A 16,326-nucleotide genomic window follows, 5' to 3' on the forward strand; every position below is an offset into this window, starting at 1 on the left:
TGCCTCATCGTAGGCTGGGCGGACTCCTACAATAGATCGGCGTATACCCGCCGCTCTTCACCGCTCATCAGGCCGAGCGTTAGCTCGCCTGCAGCTTTTGATCTTGATCTGCCCGCCCCTTCGGGAGGCTGAGTGGAGGTGTTCATCCGGGGAGTGGCGCGTAGCGCCGTTCGACGCAGTCGAACACGCTGCATGTAGGTCGAAGCGAAGCCGACCGGAAGGCAGTGTCCCCGGATGGATACCGGAGCGAAGGAACGCCGAGCCTTAGCGAGGGGCCGGACGCTCGGGGCGAGCCTTTTTGGTTCCTTTTGTGGCGTTTGACAAAAGGGACTCGCTGTAAGAGCGAAACCGCCAGCCGTCGTTACCGCAGGAATGGATATGCACACTCTGCGAGAGTATGGTCGGCTATCAGGCCGCCTTCGCTGGCAAGCCAGCTCCTACAGGTGGACTGTGTACATCTGAGGGAGATTGGTCGGCCCGAAGGCCGCCTCGGTTCACTCCTCCTCACCCCCACCCTCAGGAACCACCTTGTTCTGAGTCAGATAACGGTCGAGCGTCTCATTGTTACCAGGCGAATTATCCCCCGCTACCTGCCACATTTGCCGCTCAATCCCCTGCGCCAGCAAATGCCCAACGGCCGCCTCGATAGCCGACAACACGCACAATTGGGCCGGCTCGTTCGTGGTGTAACCGACTTCCGCCTCCAGCAACTTCTTGAACTCGATAAACTTGAACACCCCGGCACTGCGGCTCACCGAGTAGATCGTCTTGCTGGTCATGACGTTGGCCAACACCTGACCACTGCGCACATCCACCGCCCGCAAATTGACCGTGACCTGGTCCACCCGGTATTCCCGGGCGACATCGATCCCCAGATAGCGCGCCCCTTCCCCGCCACTGCGCACATTGGTGTCGTAGGCAATGATCCCGCCTTCGAGCATCATGTTCGCCGCTTGCAGCGGGGGCAGTTCACCCTGGATGTTCACCGGTGTATTGGGCTTTTTCTGCGAAGCGCGAATGATCTTGCGCTCGGTCAGCAGGTTCTGCAGCCCTTCGCGCTCCAGCACCACAAACCAGCCGCTGGCCTGCATCGCATCCATCAGCATGCTCGCCGCGCCCTGGGTCACACTGGTCGAAAACGAACTGGCCGGGGTCGGTTTGTATTGCCCGGTCTGGTCCCGAAAACCGTACACCACCGCCATCAACCGGCCCTTGGGTCGTGGCATGTTCAGCAAGTCGTAGTAGGTCGACGCCCGTGGTGTCAGGGTCGGAGTTTTGGAGTCCTGCTCGGCCGACATCGGCTCGCGCAGACCACAACCTTGCAATGTCGCCAACATCAGCCCTAGCGCTATTATTTTTTTCATGTCCTTAATTCCCCATCCATCCAATTTCCCGTCATGGGTTCAGGCCGTTCACCTTGATTTCCGACACTTCACCGGACGATCGGTCCGTCACTTCAATGGTCAGTGCACCGGAATCGTCAACAACGTTGACAATAAAAGCGTCGGTAGAAAGGCTCCCCGAGTTGCCGGAGGATATGTTGTCCAACACTTGCCCCAACAATCGTGATTGCAACTGACTGGTGAACCGCTCCAGGGCTGACGTTCCGGCCACCGCGGTACGGTCTTTCAAGTCTGGATCGTCGAAGTCGTTTTGCGCCTGCGCGTTGTTGAGCAGCCAGGTGCCGTTCAACGGGTTGCCACCGAACGAGGGGTTGATAGGCGTGTAAACCAGCTCCGTTGCCTGGGTCAGGCCTGCGCTTCCAAGCCCCAGCAGTAAAATGCCGGTGCACTGCAAGAACATTTTTGTTTTCATAATTCGTCCCTCTCCAGGTCCGTAGTGTCTTGCAACAAGGCTTCCAGCTTCTGCTGGGCAATCTGTCCGCGAACCGCGTCGGCTGCCTGGTAGGCATCGTCCTGGAGGTCCACTGTGTTCGGCGGCAAGAAGCGCCGATAAACCAGTCTCTGCCGATATTCCACGGTCACCAGGCTGCCCCAGCGGGCCGAAGGTCGTTCGCGTACCACCAGGTTGAAATCCATCGGGCTGGTGGCGCGCAGGCGTTCACTGAACGAGTAGTAAAAGTCGTGGCCGATGTGCGAGATCGTGTCATCGACAATGAAGCCGAGCATTTCGTCCTCTTCACCGGCACTGGCGAAGGACGCCACGCACGTGAGGAGCAGAGCCGCCAACCAGCGCCTGTTCATTTCGTTAACGCCTCAGGCGTTGCTGACTGAGCCTTGGGCCCCGACGCGCCATCGATGAAGGCCTTCTCCCCCACGAACTGCCAGTCTGCATAGCTCGCCATACCGGCAAAATCCGACCACTGGCTGGGGAAGTCGATCTGCTTGAGCGGCATTTCGGTGGAGGGGCTGTGGATTCCGGTGATACGCCCGTCGAAACCGAGCATCAATGTCCATTCTGCGCCGCCAATCGGGTCCGGATACAGCTGGCGCAGATGATGTTTAGGCGATGGAAAACGCTCGTCCTGAAGCAGGTCCGCCAGCTCTTTCGGGTACTGGGCCAAGCCTGGCGAACTGCGGTAATAGCTGCGAAGAGCTTGAGCGTATTGGGTGCCGACCCACAGCAACTGACGTTCCCGATCACGGCGCGAGGCGGTTGACCACAACTCGCCGGCACTGGCCAGGCCCATGCCCATCACCACGATCAGAAACAGCACGCCCAGGTAAGTGAACCCGGCCTCGTCGGCTGGCTTACCACTCGGAATAAAGGCTGCCATCACGCGCCCTCCCCGTGGCTCCACTTTTGATATCGGCCACCCCGCCCGCCACGCCATCCGGTGGCGCGACCAGCACCCAGGTGTCTTTTCGCTCGGCAATCGGATCCATCGGCGCGTTGCGCAGGTAACGCTGCTCAACCAGTTGATCGAGCGAATCGGGGTAACGTCCGGTGTCGCCGTAGTAGTGATCCAGTGCTTCGCGCATGGCCGAAAGGCTCTGGTGCAGCGTGGTTTCTTTCGACGTTTCGAGGCTGTTGAAATAGCGAGGCAAGGCGATCGTCATCAACGTCGCGATGATTGCCATGACCACCATCAGTTCCAACAGGGTAAACCCCTTTTCCCGACGCATAAGTTCACCACTCCCGGTAGGCGATGCCATTGAGCCCCTTGCCGCGGGCCTTGGAGTAAACGTCAAAGACGTCTTCACCCTCCTGCGGGTTTTGAGCCGTACTGTCATAAGAGCGCAAGCCCCAGCCACCCTCGTCGTCACGCTTGACCGTGGTCAGCGGGTCATGAGGCACACGACGCAGAAAGTAGAACTTGGCCCCTTTGGCGCTGCGCACATCGCGCACGCCTTCCACCAGTACTTTAAGGTTAGGTGGATAACCGCTGCTGTTGAGCGTTTTCTCGATATAACCGGCGTCAAAGGCACGTTTATAGGCGTCGATGGCGTCGCGAATCTGGTACAGCGCGGTGCGCATCTCCTGCTCTTTGCCCCGGCGCACCACCGTCTCGGTCAGCGGCGCCGCCATACCGGCCAGCAGGCCGATCAGGGCCAGCGTCACGACAACCTCGATCAAGGTAAAACCGCGTTGCGAGGCGTTCATGATCAAGGCTTCTCGATGGTCACTTGGGTGTTGGTGGCAGCCAGCGGCCGACCAACAGTTACTTCAGTGGTGGTGGCAGTCGGCCGACCGACGCTCACTTGGGGGGTGGCAGCCACCGGCTTGCCGACGCTTACTTGGGTGGTCACGCCAGCCACCTGCTGTTCATTGCTCTGAGGCTCAATCGAAGTTTGCATTCCCCGATCCGGCGCCTGGACGTGCATGCTGGTTTCGGTACCGGTCGGGAATTCCATGTCTGAAGGGCTCTGGTAAGGCAGGTTGCGCACAATCCGAGGCGTGATCGACAACACCAGTTCCGATTTGCTGACATCGTCCTTGTTGCTGCCGAACAAACGTCCCAGGCCAGGAATGTCGCCAAGGCCGGGAATCTTGTTGCCGGTGCTGCCATGGTCGTTACGCACCAGCCCGGCGAGAATCTGGGTTTCGCCATCATGCAGACGCAGGGTGGTCTGGGCGTTACGGGTATCGACCTGGACCGGAATGGTGCCCTGGCGGGTCGGTTCCAGCGGCGTGGCGTTACTGACTTCCAGGGCGATCTTGATCGCCACTTCATTATTCAAATGCACGATCGGTTGCACTTCCAGCTTCAGACCGACATCAAGGTAGGTGACGCTTTCAGTGATCACCGGTCCCTGAGTCGATGGCACCGAGGTGGCACTGATGATCGGTACGCGCTGACCGATGTGGATGCGCGCCTGCTCGCGGTTGCTCACACGAATGACCGGGCTGGCCAGGGTATTGATGTCCTTGTCCTGAGCGTTGATCTTGGCCTGAGGCGATGGATTGATGGTGATCCGGCTGGAGTCGATGCCTTTGAGTTGATCGAGAATGGTCACTGGCGAACCGTCGCCGTTGACCACACCAAAGGTGTTGGGCCATTGCAGGCCGAGGTCGAGAATGCGCTGGCGGGCCACTTCCATCACTTCGACTTCCAGCACCACTTCCGGGTTGGACTGATCCTGTGATTGCAGGAGCTTTTCCGCCATACGGATAGCGTCTTCGGAGTCGCGCATGGTCAAGGTGTTGAGGCGTTCGTCCACAAACACGTCGCGGGTCTTGAGCATGGTTTTGATCATGTTCAGCGCGGTGTTCGCATCGATGCTGGTCAGATAGAACGTGCGCATCACCAGCTCTTGGTAATCCTTGAGCTTCTGTGGCGAGTCCGGGTAGATCAGCAAGGTGTTTTCGTTCACCACTTTCTGGTGCAGCTGATTCTGTTGCAGCAGCAGTTGCACGGCGTCCTCGATGCGCACGTCGCGCACGAAGATGGTGGCTTTCATGTCCGGACGCAGGTCCTTGTCAAAAATGAAATTCAGACCGGCCACCTGGGACAGCACTTCGAAAATGGTTTTCAGGTTGGCATCGCGAAACTCCAGGGTGACCGGACGGTCAAGACGGGTGCGCAATTGTGGGTACGGCACCACGTTGCGGCTCTGCACCAGACGAATATTGCTTTGCAGATCCAGGGCCCCCTCATTCTTGGGGTCGAGTTCGAGGATCTGTTTGACCTGACGGTCGGCACCATAGATGTCGCCACGACGCAGATCCCCCCGGGCAAGTTCGAGCTTTTCGTCCATGCTGCGCAGGTAGTCGAGCTGGTGGAGCGCTTCCTGGGCACGACGGTTGTTCGGTTCAATGTTCAGCACCCGGCCGTAAGCCATGCGTGCAGAGGGGAAATTGCGTTGCGCACGGTCCATGTCGCCTTCGGACAGTAACGTTGTCACTGCCAGTGCCCGCCCACTGTTGAGGGCTATGTGCAGCTGGGTATCGCGAGGGTCTTCGCGCAACCCTTCTTCGATACGCGCCAGACCGGCTTCGTACTGCCCCGACTCGATCAGCTCCGAGCCTTCCTTGTTCGCGATCTGCGCCGAACTGCACGCGGTCAGCGCTGCAACGATGCAGACGCTCAACAGTAAACGGGATCGGTTCATTGCGCGCTCCCCACAGACAAAGTCTGGGACAAATGCAGAGGCAAGTAGACAAAGCTCAGTTCCAAATCGGAAATCCGCTCGATCCGCCAGGTGTCGTCGATTACATCCCCTTTGCGTACGACGTATATTTTTTCTCCGTTCTGCAAAAACACCTGCAGGTCGGCATGGTCATCAAGCTTGCCAATGAACTGGAAAGGCATCGGCGGTACGCTGGGGGCTTGGACCACCGGGGTCTGGTTGACGGGTTGTTCGATGACGCTGGCCAGGGGTGGTGCCACCTTCCAGCTACGGGCGGTGAACAGATCGCCGGACGGGCTGAGGTCCTTGATCACCACCGGTTTGCCATTGGCTACTGCAGCAGGCAGCGCGCCGGTTTTACTTTTGGCCGCGGTGGTCGCGGCGGCGACGGACTCATCACCCTCATCGGTTTTCTGGAAATATTGAGGCCCCCAGGCCAGCCCCGCGGCCACGCCGAAGAACGCCAGCCAACCCATTACGCGCTTATTGTTCATCATGACCTCGACAGGTAAAGGGTCATGCGGATCCGTCCGGTCAGGTCGGTGTCGATAATCTTTTTACGCTGGAACTCCACGTCTTCCACCACCACCGCCGGTAACTGGCCAAGCAAGGCGTGAAGGAAGCGCCGCAGTTGCGGATAGCTGCCGCGCACCGGCAGCAGAATCTGGTAGCGGGCCAGGTGCGTCTTGGGGTCAATGCCCAGTGAATACTCACCGCGGGCCAGGGTGATGTGTTCCTGGGCGGCCAATGCGTAGATCTTGTCGATGGCCACGGTGGCCTGAGGCTGTGACGGCAATTTGCTGCGGAAGTCGTCGAGCTGGCGTTGCGGTATCACCGGGGCCGCGACACTGCCGTCTTCGACCTTGGCCAGGTACTCGCCGGCTTCGCGGGTCTGCTGGCTCAGCTGTTGCAGCGCTTGCCAGTCGGGCACCAGGCCGCCCAGGCCGTAAACCAGGGCGACAAGCAGCAGCGCCATGCCGGCCAGGCCGGGAATACCCAGACCTTGCAGGTATTCGTGGACGATCAATCTAGGGATTCGCATCGCCGATCTCCCAGTTGGCCGACAGGTTGAATAGCACCGGGTGTTCCGGCACGTTGGCGACGATTTCGTGGCTGAGCAACGACACGTCGGACAGTTCGTCACTGGCCTCCAGGCGCTGGTGGAATTCGAGCATGGCTTCCAGATCCCGCGCTTCGGCACTGATGCGCACCTGACCTTTGCGCGCGTCCGGGGTCAGGGTCAACAAGGCGACGTTTTCCCGCGGCATGGCTTCGAGCATCGCGAACAAGCGCTCCCAAGGCCGACGCAGTTGCTGGGAGACTTTGCGCATTTCGGCCAGATTCTGTGCCTGCTCGCGGATTTCGGCCGGGGTCAGTGTGGCCTTGCTGCCGGTATCGCCGGTGAGCGCACGCTGGGCGTGCTGCAAATGGCCTTGCTGTTGCGAGGCCTGTTCGTCGAGGTGCTGCTGGACGAAGAAACACGTTAGCGCCAGGACCACGCCACCACCCAGCAAGCTCCAGCCCAATGGGCCGGAACGACGACGCGGCTGGAAATCGAGCATCAGCGGGCGCATGTCAGGCCACCGCCCGAGACATGACGTACAAACTGTCGCGTACGGATGTCTGGTCTTCTTCAAGGGTGCGCAATTGCACGCCGGGCACATCAGGGTGGGAGTCGATGCGCGCCGGGGCATGCAGGTAGAGATTGAACGGCCGCTCGCTGGTGGAAGCTTGCAGTTGGCTTTCACGGCCGATCAGTGCGGTCAGTGCGGCATCGCTGTCACTGCTGCCCACCGAACGCACCGCCACCCAACGCCCCTCCCGCGCCAGCAGCAACACACTGCGCACGGGCTCGGCCACCACAAACAGAAAGTCGCCACCGTCAAAGCTCTTGTCGAAGTGGTTGAACGCGGCCATCAGATACGGCTGCACCGAACGCAAACGCAGGCCGCGATCGCTGACCAGGCTGCGCAAACGTGTCAGCAAGTCTTGCGGCAGCGCAGTAGCGATCCGGTCGTAACCCGCAGGCTCGGCCGACAGCACGATGCTCCAGGGTTGTGCCGGTACACCGTAAAGGTCTTCGAAGCACAGTTGGGCGAACCCGAGCAATTCGTCGGGGGTACTGATGGCTTCGCTCCACGGCACCAGGCAAAAACGGCTGAAATGTCCGGAAACCACCACACTCAAATCCGCTCCGGCATGAACGTATTCGCCCAGCAAACGGTCGAGGGTTTCGAGGGCGACTGCCCAGGCGTGAAAGCCTTCGTCGATAAAGCCGACGCTGCCCAGCCACAGGGTTTCGCTGCCCTTGCGCTGACCCAGGCCAACACCACTGGCGCCGAGGACGGCGACATAACGATCACGAGACAAAAGTGACACGATTGATCTCCTCGAGCGTGGTACGCCCCTGTTGCACCAGTTCCAGGGCCGACTCGCGCAGCAGGCGCAAGCCACGTTTGCAGGCGTGAGCCTTGATCTTGGAAATGGGTTGGCGTTCGACAATCATTTGCCGCAGCTCGTCGTCCAGGTGCAGCAGCTCCGCGATCGCACTGCGCCCGCGATACCCGGTGCCCCGGCAATGGCCGCAGCCCTTGCCATGCACAAAGTGGTAGTGCCCGACTTCTTTGGGGTCGAGACCAGAGGCCAGCAACTCGTCGTCGGTGGGCGTGACCGGCGCGCTGCAACTGGCGCAGACCAGGCGGATCAGCCGTTGCGCCAGCACCGCGTTAAGGGCCGACACCAAGCTGTAGGGGTCGATTTCCATCTGGGTGAAACGGCCGATCACATCGAACACGTTGTTGGCGTGGATAGTGGTAAACACCAAGTGCCCGGTGAGTGCCGATTGCACGGCAATTTGCGCGGTGTCCGGGTCGCGGATTTCACCGACCATGATCTTGTCCGGGTCATGACGCAGGATCGAGCGCAAACCACGGGCGAAGGTCAGGCCTTTCTTTTCGTTGACCGGGATTTGCAGCACGCCCGGCAATTGATATTCCACGGGGTCTTCGATGGTGATGATCTTGTCCACGCCGTGGTTGATCTCGGTGATCATCGCGTACAGCGTGGTGGTTTTGCCGCTACCGGTCGGCCCGGTCACCAGCACCATACCGTAAGGTTCAGCCGCCAGGCGCCGCAGCTGGCGCAGGGTTTCCTCTTCGAAGCCCAGCGCCTGCAATTGCACGCCGCTGACCTTGTCGGCCAGGTCCTGTTTGTCGAGGACCCGCAGCACCGCGTCTTCACCGAAAATGCTCGGCATAATCGACACCCGGAAGTCGATTTGCCGGCCGCTGATGCCGATCTTGAAGCGACCGTCCTGAGGCACGCGTTTTTCGCCGATGTCCAGTTCGGCCATGACCTTGACCCGGGAGATGACCTGCTCGGCGAATTCGCTGCCCTGTATTTTACTGATGTTGTTCAACACGCCATCGATCCGGTACTTGATCACCAGGCCGCTGCCGGTGGTGCCCAGGTGGATATCACTGGCGTGCATTTTCAAGGCGTCGTAGAGGGTCGAGTTGACCAGTTTGACGACGACGCTGGCGTCTTCGCTGATGCTGGTCAGAGACAGGCTTTGCAGGTTATCGATTTCGACGCCGGTATCGGATTGGGCATTGAGCGACTCCACCGCGTGGAAGCTCTCTTCGTGACGCGCCAGGTAGGCTTTCAGGTCGTCGGCATGCACCAGGTACAGCGGCGCACCGTGCAGGCAGTCGTCGATCCAGGCCAGGCGCGACGTATCGAAGGGGTCAGCAAACACGCCAATGACCGCATCCTCATGACGCAGCAGGATGAATTCGCGCTTGAGGCATTGGGCCAGGGTGACCCGGTCGAATACCGGAATGGCCTTGAACAGGCTGTCGGTGTCGAGCACCGGATAATGCAGGGTTGTGCCGAGGCACTGGATGAAGGGCATCGGGGCCAGTTCGCACAACACCCCAAGGGATTCCAGTACCCGCTCGCCGGAACTGGTGGCGCGAGCCCGGGCCTGGGCTAATTGCTCACTGGAAAAACGAGACGGTACGCAGTCCAACAACGCCGGTTCGACGGCAAGGGATAGACGGTCCATGAAATGCTCTCCAACACCCGGGGTTTTAAGCCCTGTCGGCGCGGCGAGTCATTGCGGCGGGTGCCGGAACGTCTTGTCGCGCCAATTACTCCCCGGTGAGCAGTTGTTCGTCGTCTGGCGCCATGGAGGCCGAGGTTTTTCGTCGGCGATCCGCAAGCACCCAACTACCGTCGTACAACTGCAGCGGGAAACTCTCGGTCCTGCTCTGGCGTCGTTCGACGAATCCTTCGCTAGTGCTCACGCCCGTTTTGGGTTCGCGCTTCATCCCTAAAAGGTCACAGACTGCACGGGCCAATTCCGCCAAAGGAAACGGTTTGAACAGGATATGGCTGACTCCCAGTTGCCGGGCCCGCTCACACACTTCAGCGGTTGGGTGCCCGGTAATCAGCACAAAGTGACACTTCCTGTTTTGGCGGACGGCATCGAGCACATCAAAGCCTTCCATATCGGGCAAGCGGTAATCGAGCACCATCACATCGGGTGCAAATCTTTCGGCTTCGCCGATCGCCTTCGCACCGTCGTTCGCTACCAGGACTTCCAGCCCTTGCGCCGCCAGATACTCCTGGAGGTTTTGTGCAAGCAGCTTTTCGTCTTCAACAACCAGTATTTTGTTTAACAAGGTCGACTCCTTGTAACCGCAGGTCCGATATTCGTGCCTCGGAGTACGCGCCTTAATTAGGCTAACGCACACTTCATGCCAGACTCAGAACCGGTTTTTGGCCGGCACATCTCTTTGATTTTCATGATAAAACTTTTTCGCTCGCGAACACCGTCCCCCAAAGACGGGGAAGCGCCAGGATTTGCAATGATGCTTTCCCCCACAATTGGGGGACGAGCGTTAATCATCATCAATCCGTTCGATTCGATTGCTTGATCGAAGCTGCGCCAAGACTTGCAGGCGAGCCTGGGCCTGTTCCTGTCGGGCAAGATAAGCCCGGACCATTTCAAGCCCTTGCTTTTCTGTGACATCGGTCGCTTCCAAGTGGTTCTGTAAATAAATCAGATGCCAACCCAATGGCGTACGTACCGGCTCACTGACGTCACCCGGCGCCAACGCAAACGCCGCCGCCTCGAACTCCGGCATCATGCGTCCACGAGGGAAAGAGCCCAGATCCCCGCCTACACTGGCAGAAGCATCTTCAGAGCCTGCCCGGGCAACGCTGGCAAAGTCTTCGCCCTGGCTAATTTTCGCGCGCATTTCTATTAATCGTAGTCGCGCCGCTTCCACTGTGGCGGCATCGGCACCTTGGGGCACTTTGATCAGGATGTGCCGGGCCTGGATTTCTTCTGGCCTGCTCATGTCGGCACGGTGTTCCTCGTAAAACGCCCGGACCTGTTTTTCATCCGGCTTGCCCATCTGGACCAGCTCGGCAAAGACCTGCTGCGCCGCCAACTCACGGCGGGTGTATTCGGTAAAACTGGCTTCATCGAAACCGGCGTCTTCGAGACGGCGGGCAAACACCTCGGGGCCGCCGATCGCTTGCCGGGTCTGGGCAACCTGGTTTTGCACGTCGGCGTCGCTGATCACCACGCCGCGCTTGACCGCTTCCTGCCACAACAACTCCTTGTCGATCAATGCATCCAGCGCCTTCTGACGCAGTTGTTTGTAGGCCTTGGGGTTACGAATGTTACCCACTGCCCTGCCCTGATCTTCGAGGAATTCGGCGAAATAGCGCTCCAGGCGAAACTCTGAAATCTCTTCTCCATTGACCCGCGCGGCGGCCGGCCCGTTGTTGCAGAACGCCACCGGAGCCCACAGCGTCAGCAGTATCAGCACAGTGTTGAATTTCATGATCGGCCTCCGGTCAAGGCATGACACCAATGGGTTTGTAGGGGGCAACCAGGAAGAAGCGCTGGTCGGACAGGTCTACCGTGACGACATGGGCGCCACTCAAGCCCAGGCGGCGACCCGGGCCAAAGCTGAGCAGCGGGGTCAGCCCGGTATCGAAATCGTGCAGGCCTTCCAGAGCACTGATGAGCTTCTCGCGGCTGGCGTCGCGCCCGGCCTGCTTCATGCCTTCGCTCAACAGTTGCATCGAACTGTAGGCGCCGACTTGCAGCACCGAGTGCTGACCGCCAAGCCCCTGTGTTTCGCGCAACTGCGTCAGCGCCAGGCGTCCGGCCAGCGTCCAGTCACTGGGCACGAAGGGGTAGGCCAAAAACAATCGACGAGAAAATCCACTGGGCACTTTCAACACCTCACCGGCCACCTGATTCGACGCGGCGAACAGGTAAGGCACCTGCCCCGCCGTCTGCAAACGTTCGGCCAGACGACTGAAGCCGCTGCCACTGCCCAGGTAGAATACTGACCGCGAGCCCAGCGGCAGTTCGTCCTTTGCCTCGTCGTAGGCTTGCAGACGCACCTGTTTCCAGGCGTTATCTTGCAGGTACTGACTGAGATTTTGCGCCGCCAGCCGTTGGCCCGGTTCGTCCGGGTAGGTAATCAGCGTCGGTCCCTGAAGCACACGCAAACTGGCCGCGGCATAGTTAGCCAGGGCGATCAGCTGTTCGCGCAGCCCCGGCAACGGTTCAAAGATTTGCCGACTGGCCTGCGCCGAGCCCTGCAATGAAAGCGGCCCGATCAGCGGAATCCCCACCTGTTCAAGACGCGTCGCCAGGTCCGCATCCAGCGCCGGTGCCAGGGGTGCAATGAGGGCGAACACCTGCTCTTTCTCAATCAATTGGTCCAGCGCCCACTCGGCACTGGTCCGGTCCAGGCCAGGGTCCAGAATGGTCAGGCGCAATTGCCGGCCATGAATGCCGCCCGCCGCATTAATCCGCGCCACGCAGCCCTTGAGTACCGCCGCTACTGTGGCGCCCTCGTCGGCCAATGGCCCCTGACTGGGCAACAGCGTGCCCAGGTGCAAACTGTCGGCGGTCAAACCGGGGTCGCTGTCATTGGCTACTCGCTTGAGGTAAGCCGTGAGGTTGCGTTGATCTTTCATCGACAGCACGAACCGCGGCATCGCCGGGTCGAGTCGGTTATTGGCTGAGTCGCGACCTTGCTCAATGGCACGGGCCAGCGTGCCTTCGGTGTAAGCCGGATAGTCGCGACCGTTGATTTGCACCTGGCCATAGCGGCTGGAGAGGCGCGACCAACTGATGTCCGGGGGGCGCACCCCGCCTTCCGGCCGCCCCTGAGCGTCAGCACCATGGCAGTTGGCGCACGGCAAGCTGGTGGCCGGCAGCAGTATGTCGGCAGCGCCGACCCGTGCCATGACCGGTTCACCGCTCTCGGACACACCTTCGCGGTACAGGCGTTTGCCCGCACTTTCGCTGGGGTTCAACGCTAACGCCTGGGCGGCGAAAGGAATGCCGCCAAGCAGTAGCAAGGCGAGGACGAGGGAGGTTTTCATGGCGCGCACTCAGCGACCGGCCACGGGCATGGTCAGCAACTGCAAGCGCTGAGCAATGGCGGCAGCCGGGGCATCGGGGCGGATTTTACTCCAGCGTTTGTTCGCCACATCACCGACGATCAACTGTGTGGAATGCTGCTCGGGGGTCGGCACAATCTGGCCGATACGCCCCAGGACAAGGTCCATTTGCGCCTTGTCGCCAGTAAGAAAAAGCCAGTGGGGCCCATCGACGCCCTGTTTCAAGGTGTAGGCCTTGAGTACCGCCGGTGTATCACGCAGCGGATCACTGGTAAGGGAGATAAACGTGATGCCATCCGCCTTGTCGCCCAGCAACTCACGCACTTCCTTGAGCTTGCGGGTGATCAGCGGACAGGCATCGGTGCAACTGGTGAAAATCACGTTCAGCAGCACCACGCGGTTTTGCAGCGCGTCACTGTAGAAGCGCAAGGTCTCGCCGTTCTGATCCTGCAACGGCGTGTCGGTGAACCAGGTTTTTGCGTCGTGCGTGCCAGTCGCCGGTTGCGCGGCAGCCACAGCTGGTGCGGTTTCTTCGTGCCCTTCGTGGGCAAACGCCGTCAAACTGAGCAGGCACATGAAGGTCAAGGCGAGTGCTCTCATGGCTGCTCCTCCATGGCAATGGCGGTGTGTTTGGCGTGGGCATTGCGCTGGCCGCTGATTTTCTCGACTTCACGGGTCAGCACCGCCGGGTCGGTGAACCCGTAGTAGCGAGTCCAGTGACGACTGTTACCGTCGCCGACGAGGATCAATGGCTGATGGTTCTTGAAGTCACCACTGAACGAGCCCAAGCCTTTGAGGGTGTCATTGATCGACTGCGAACTGCCGGTCAGCCAACTCCAGCCTGGGCCTCTCTGGAAGTTGCGGGCGTAGTCGTTCAGGCGTTTGGCGTCGTCGCGCTGCGGGTCGACGCTGATCGACACCAGTTGCACCTCGCCCCCGACCCGCGCACCGAGTTGCTTTTGCACCTTGCCCATGATCGAAGACACCACCGGGCACACCGTGGTGCAACTGGTGTAGATGAAGCTCATGACCACGATTTTGTTGCTGATCAGGTCCTTTTCCAGGCGCACCGATTTGCCGTTCTGGTCCACCAGTGCCACGTCGGCGAATTTGACCTGAGCACTCTCGGAGCTGGCGCTTTTGGCCGGCATGTCGTGCCCGGCGTGTTCATCCGCCGAGTGCGCCAGGGCTTGACCGATACCAGCAGTCAATAGGCAGAACGTCAGCAATCCACGATTTGCGAAACGGTTCATGTCGGTGTCCTCTTCAGTTCGTATTGCCGGGCAGAACCCGCACGCTGGCAAAAGTCTTGTCGTCAAAATTCGCACCCAGCGACGCCGCACGGACGTGCAAGTACCACGCGCCGTTCTGGTCCAGGGTCACCGGGGCTTCATAGATGCCATTGCCCACTTCGAGGGCGGCGACTTCCTGAGCCCGTGAGGTCGGGGCGCGGAAGTAGCGCACATGCACATCCTTGACCCCGCTGCGCTGGGCTTTCTGCTGGCCCTCGACGATGCGAAAGCGCACCACGTAAGGGCTGCCGATGGCAGTCGTTGCCTTGTCGAGCATGAACTCCACTTTGGGCACGCCAGGGCGCTGGGCGAGTTGTTTGTCGGGCTCAACCAATGCCGTGAAGCAATGGATGATGTTCGGTTGATTGAGCAGAAACGCCACGTCGAAACGACCGGCCGACGGCAATTTGATCCGTGCGCTGTACAGCCCCGGTTCGACCTCGCGCAAGCTGCGGTCGATGACCATCGCCGCCCGTGCCACTTGCCCGCGATTGGGGTAACCGGACATCGGCGCGTTCATGCCTTCGGCGTAGAAATAGGTGGTGTTGTCGACCGGGTTGACCACGAACACCGCGTTGTCGTCTCGCGACACCGCCAGGCTCGACGCCAGCGGCAGATCACCGGCCAGCCGTGGCGGCTGCGGCCCGGCTTCGAACCCCTGGCTGATCGGCGTGCGTCCCTGGCCCAGCGACGACAGGTTGATCATCGTGACTTTGGCCGACGCCAGTCCGCGGACATAGGCATAGGCTTTGGTAAACACCACTTGGTAGGGCTCGGCCGACACGTCCAGTTCATGGATCAGCGAGTCGGTGGCGGCGTCGATCACCGAGGCCTGGTTCTCGAGGGTGTTGAGCACAATGCCGAATCGACCGTCAGCGCTGAACCCCATCGGCCCAAGGCCTTGCTTCACCTTGATCACCCGACGCACCGCCAGGCTGGCGCTGTCGACCACCGTCACGGTGCCGTCCTGGCCATCGGCGACATACACCGCCTGGGACAGCGGCGAGTACGCCACTGACAACGGGTGGGAGCCGGTCTTGAGTTGTTTGCTCACGGTCAGGCTGGCGATGTCGATGATGCTCAATGTGCCGTCGTCGCGATTGGTGACGAAGGCAAACCGGCTGTCCTTGCTGAAGGCGATTTCGTGATGCCCGGCCCCGGTGGACAGGTGTTTGAGGGTCTTGAGGCTGTGGGTGTCGATCACCGTGACACCGGATTCGTCGGATTTCGACGCATTGTTGCCGACCCACAGCAGACGCTCATCCGGTTGCAGGGCCACACGGACCGGGTTGCTGCCGGCCGCCACCGACTCCAGCAACTTGAATTGCTCGCTGTCGATCACCGCCACTTCTCCGGCCGTTGGCATCGACACAAACACCCGTTTGTTGTCCTTTGGGGTCACCCAATCCATCGGTGGCTGTTTGAGGTTGATTCGGGCCATGGTGCTGGTGATGCCCCCCACCGATACCGACGGATCCACCACCGAAACGCTGGCATCGCGATTCATCACCAGCAGGAAATAACTGTTCAGGTCCAGCAACGGCCGCGCGCCAATGCTGGATTTGAGGAACACCCCGACCCGCGACTTGCAGCTTTGCTCGCGGCCCTGGGCCTGATCGGCGGCGACGGTTTCGGGGTCGAGCCAGGCGCCGGGATTGACGCCCGACAACGGCTGGCCCGAGGCACTGTCGTTGACCCGGAACTGCACGTCGGCAAATTCACCTTCGCGCAGCACGCCGTCCTTGGCTAACGGTTTGACTTCAAGCGCTACCGATACGCCGTCACGCGAGAGGTTCTGGCTGCTCCAGATGTCCGGCAGGGCGACCTCGCTCAGCATGCTGGGTGGCGTGGTGCGCCAGACGCCGAGGCTGATCAAAGCGACCCCGACTGCCACCACACAACCGCTGATTTTGATGGTCCTGTTCATCCCTCTCCCCTCTTCAATTCTCTTCCTGCCGCCGCGCCCCCATGTGGGAGCGAGCCTGCTCGCGATAGCGTCATTTGCCTCACCCCCATGACACCGAGGTGACTTCATCGCGAGCAGGCTCGCTCCCACAGGGACG

Annotated in this window: 18 protein-coding genes; all 18 read right to left on the minus strand. The window is 60.4% G+C overall.

Going from position 1 to position 16,326, the window contains the following annotated elements; genetic code table 11:
• Window positions 1-494: 494 nt before the first annotated feature.
• On the minus strand, window positions 495-1,364 hold the full coding sequence (locus AC3ISI_RS16940) for a CsgG/HfaB family protein (protein ID WP_489332965.1): 870 nt from the start codon (window positions 1,362-1,364) through the stop codon (window positions 495-497).
• Window positions 1,365-1,395: 31 nt separating this feature from the next.
• Window positions 1,396-1,815: a curli assembly protein CsgF gene (locus AC3ISI_RS16945; protein WP_489332966.1), complete on the minus strand. Its 420-nt coding sequence runs from the start codon at window positions 1,813-1,815 to the stop codon at window positions 1,396-1,398.
• Window positions 1,812-2,204 (minus strand): curli production assembly/transport protein CsgE, encoded by a 393-nt coding sequence (gene csgE / locus AC3ISI_RS16950; protein ID WP_489332967.1) that lies wholly within the window; start codon window positions 2,202-2,204, stop codon window positions 1,812-1,814. Before csgE ends, AC3ISI_RS16945 begins: the two co-directional genes overlap by 4 nt.
• The gene (locus AC3ISI_RS16955; protein ID WP_489332968.1) at window positions 2,201-2,737 is read right to left on the minus strand and encodes a type II secretion system protein; all 537 of its coding nucleotides are present in this window, start codon (window positions 2,735-2,737) and stop codon (window positions 2,201-2,203) included. The genes csgE and AC3ISI_RS16955 overlap by 4 nt, the downstream gene beginning before the upstream one ends.
• Window positions 2,712-3,086: a type II secretion system protein gene (locus tag AC3ISI_RS16960; RefSeq protein ID WP_489332969.1), complete on the minus strand. Its 375-nt coding sequence runs from the start codon at window positions 3,084-3,086 to the stop codon at window positions 2,712-2,714. Before AC3ISI_RS16960 ends, AC3ISI_RS16955 begins: the two co-directional genes overlap by 26 nt.
• Before the next feature lie 4 nt (window positions 3,087-3,090).
• Window positions 3,091-3,564, minus strand: coding sequence for a type II secretion system protein (locus tag AC3ISI_RS16965; RefSeq protein ID WP_489332970.1), 474 nt, complete (start codon window positions 3,562-3,564; stop codon window positions 3,091-3,093).
• A 2-nt stretch (window positions 3,565-3,566) separates the two neighbouring features.
• Window positions 3,567-5,513 (minus strand): secretin N-terminal domain-containing protein, encoded by a 1,947-nt coding sequence (locus tag AC3ISI_RS16970; protein ID WP_489332971.1) that lies wholly within the window; start codon window positions 5,511-5,513, stop codon window positions 3,567-3,569.
• Window positions 5,510-6,025, minus strand: a complete 516-nt coding sequence (locus AC3ISI_RS16975) for a hypothetical protein (RefSeq protein ID WP_489332972.1) — start codon at window positions 6,023-6,025, stop codon at window positions 5,510-5,512. Before AC3ISI_RS16975 ends, AC3ISI_RS16970 begins: the two co-directional genes overlap by 4 nt.
• Window positions 6,025-6,573, minus strand: a complete 549-nt coding sequence (locus tag AC3ISI_RS16980) for a pilus assembly protein PilO (protein WP_489332973.1) — start codon at window positions 6,571-6,573, stop codon at window positions 6,025-6,027. Before AC3ISI_RS16980 ends, AC3ISI_RS16975 begins: the two co-directional genes overlap by 1 nt.
• The gene (locus AC3ISI_RS16985; protein ID WP_489332974.1) at window positions 6,560-7,105 is read right to left on the minus strand and encodes a PilN domain-containing protein; all 546 of its coding nucleotides are present in this window, start codon (window positions 7,103-7,105) and stop codon (window positions 6,560-6,562) included. Before AC3ISI_RS16985 ends, AC3ISI_RS16980 begins: the two co-directional genes overlap by 14 nt.
• Window position 7,106: 1 nt before the next feature.
• Window positions 7,107-7,910 carry a hypothetical protein gene (locus AC3ISI_RS16990; protein ID WP_489332975.1) on the minus strand — a complete coding sequence of 268 codons (804 nt, stop codon included), beginning with the start codon at window positions 7,908-7,910 and terminating at the stop codon, window positions 7,107-7,109.
• Window positions 7,891-9,597 carry a GspE/PulE family protein gene (locus AC3ISI_RS16995; RefSeq protein ID WP_489332976.1) on the minus strand — a complete coding sequence of 569 codons (1,707 nt, stop codon included), beginning with the start codon at window positions 9,595-9,597 and terminating at the stop codon, window positions 7,891-7,893. Before AC3ISI_RS16995 ends, AC3ISI_RS16990 begins: the two co-directional genes overlap by 20 nt.
• Window positions 9,598-9,682: 85 nt before the next feature.
• A complete protein-coding gene (locus AC3ISI_RS17000) occupies window positions 9,683-10,216 on the minus strand; it encodes a response regulator (RefSeq protein WP_489332977.1) in 534 nt (177 codons plus the stop codon).
• Between the two features lie 219 nt (window positions 10,217-10,435).
• The gene (locus tag AC3ISI_RS17005; RefSeq protein WP_489332978.1) at window positions 10,436-11,389 is read right to left on the minus strand and encodes a peptidylprolyl isomerase; all 954 of its coding nucleotides are present in this window, start codon (window positions 11,387-11,389) and stop codon (window positions 10,436-10,438) included.
• Window positions 11,390-11,402: 13 nt separating this feature from the next.
• A complete protein-coding gene (locus tag AC3ISI_RS17010; RefSeq protein ID WP_489332979.1) occupies window positions 11,403-12,953 on the minus strand; it encodes a cytochrome c/ABC transporter substrate-binding protein in 1,551 nt (516 codons plus the stop codon).
• A gap of 9 nt (window positions 12,954-12,962) precedes the next feature.
• Window positions 12,963-13,571, minus strand: a complete 609-nt coding sequence (locus tag AC3ISI_RS17015; protein WP_489332980.1) for an SCO family protein — start codon at window positions 13,569-13,571, stop codon at window positions 12,963-12,965.
• Window positions 13,568-14,224 (minus strand): SCO family protein, encoded by a 657-nt coding sequence (locus tag AC3ISI_RS17020; protein WP_489332981.1) that lies wholly within the window; start codon window positions 14,222-14,224, stop codon window positions 13,568-13,570. The genes AC3ISI_RS17015 and AC3ISI_RS17020 overlap by 4 nt, the downstream gene beginning before the upstream one ends.
• A 13-nt stretch (window positions 14,225-14,237) precedes the next feature.
• Window positions 14,238-16,190, minus strand: coding sequence for a YncE family protein (locus tag AC3ISI_RS17025; RefSeq protein WP_489332982.1), 1,953 nt, complete (start codon window positions 16,188-16,190; stop codon window positions 14,238-14,240).
• Window positions 16,191-16,326 lie beyond the last annotated feature (136 nt).

The sequence above is a fragment of the Pseudomonas sp. GL_139_B genome (assembly GCF_057834475.1).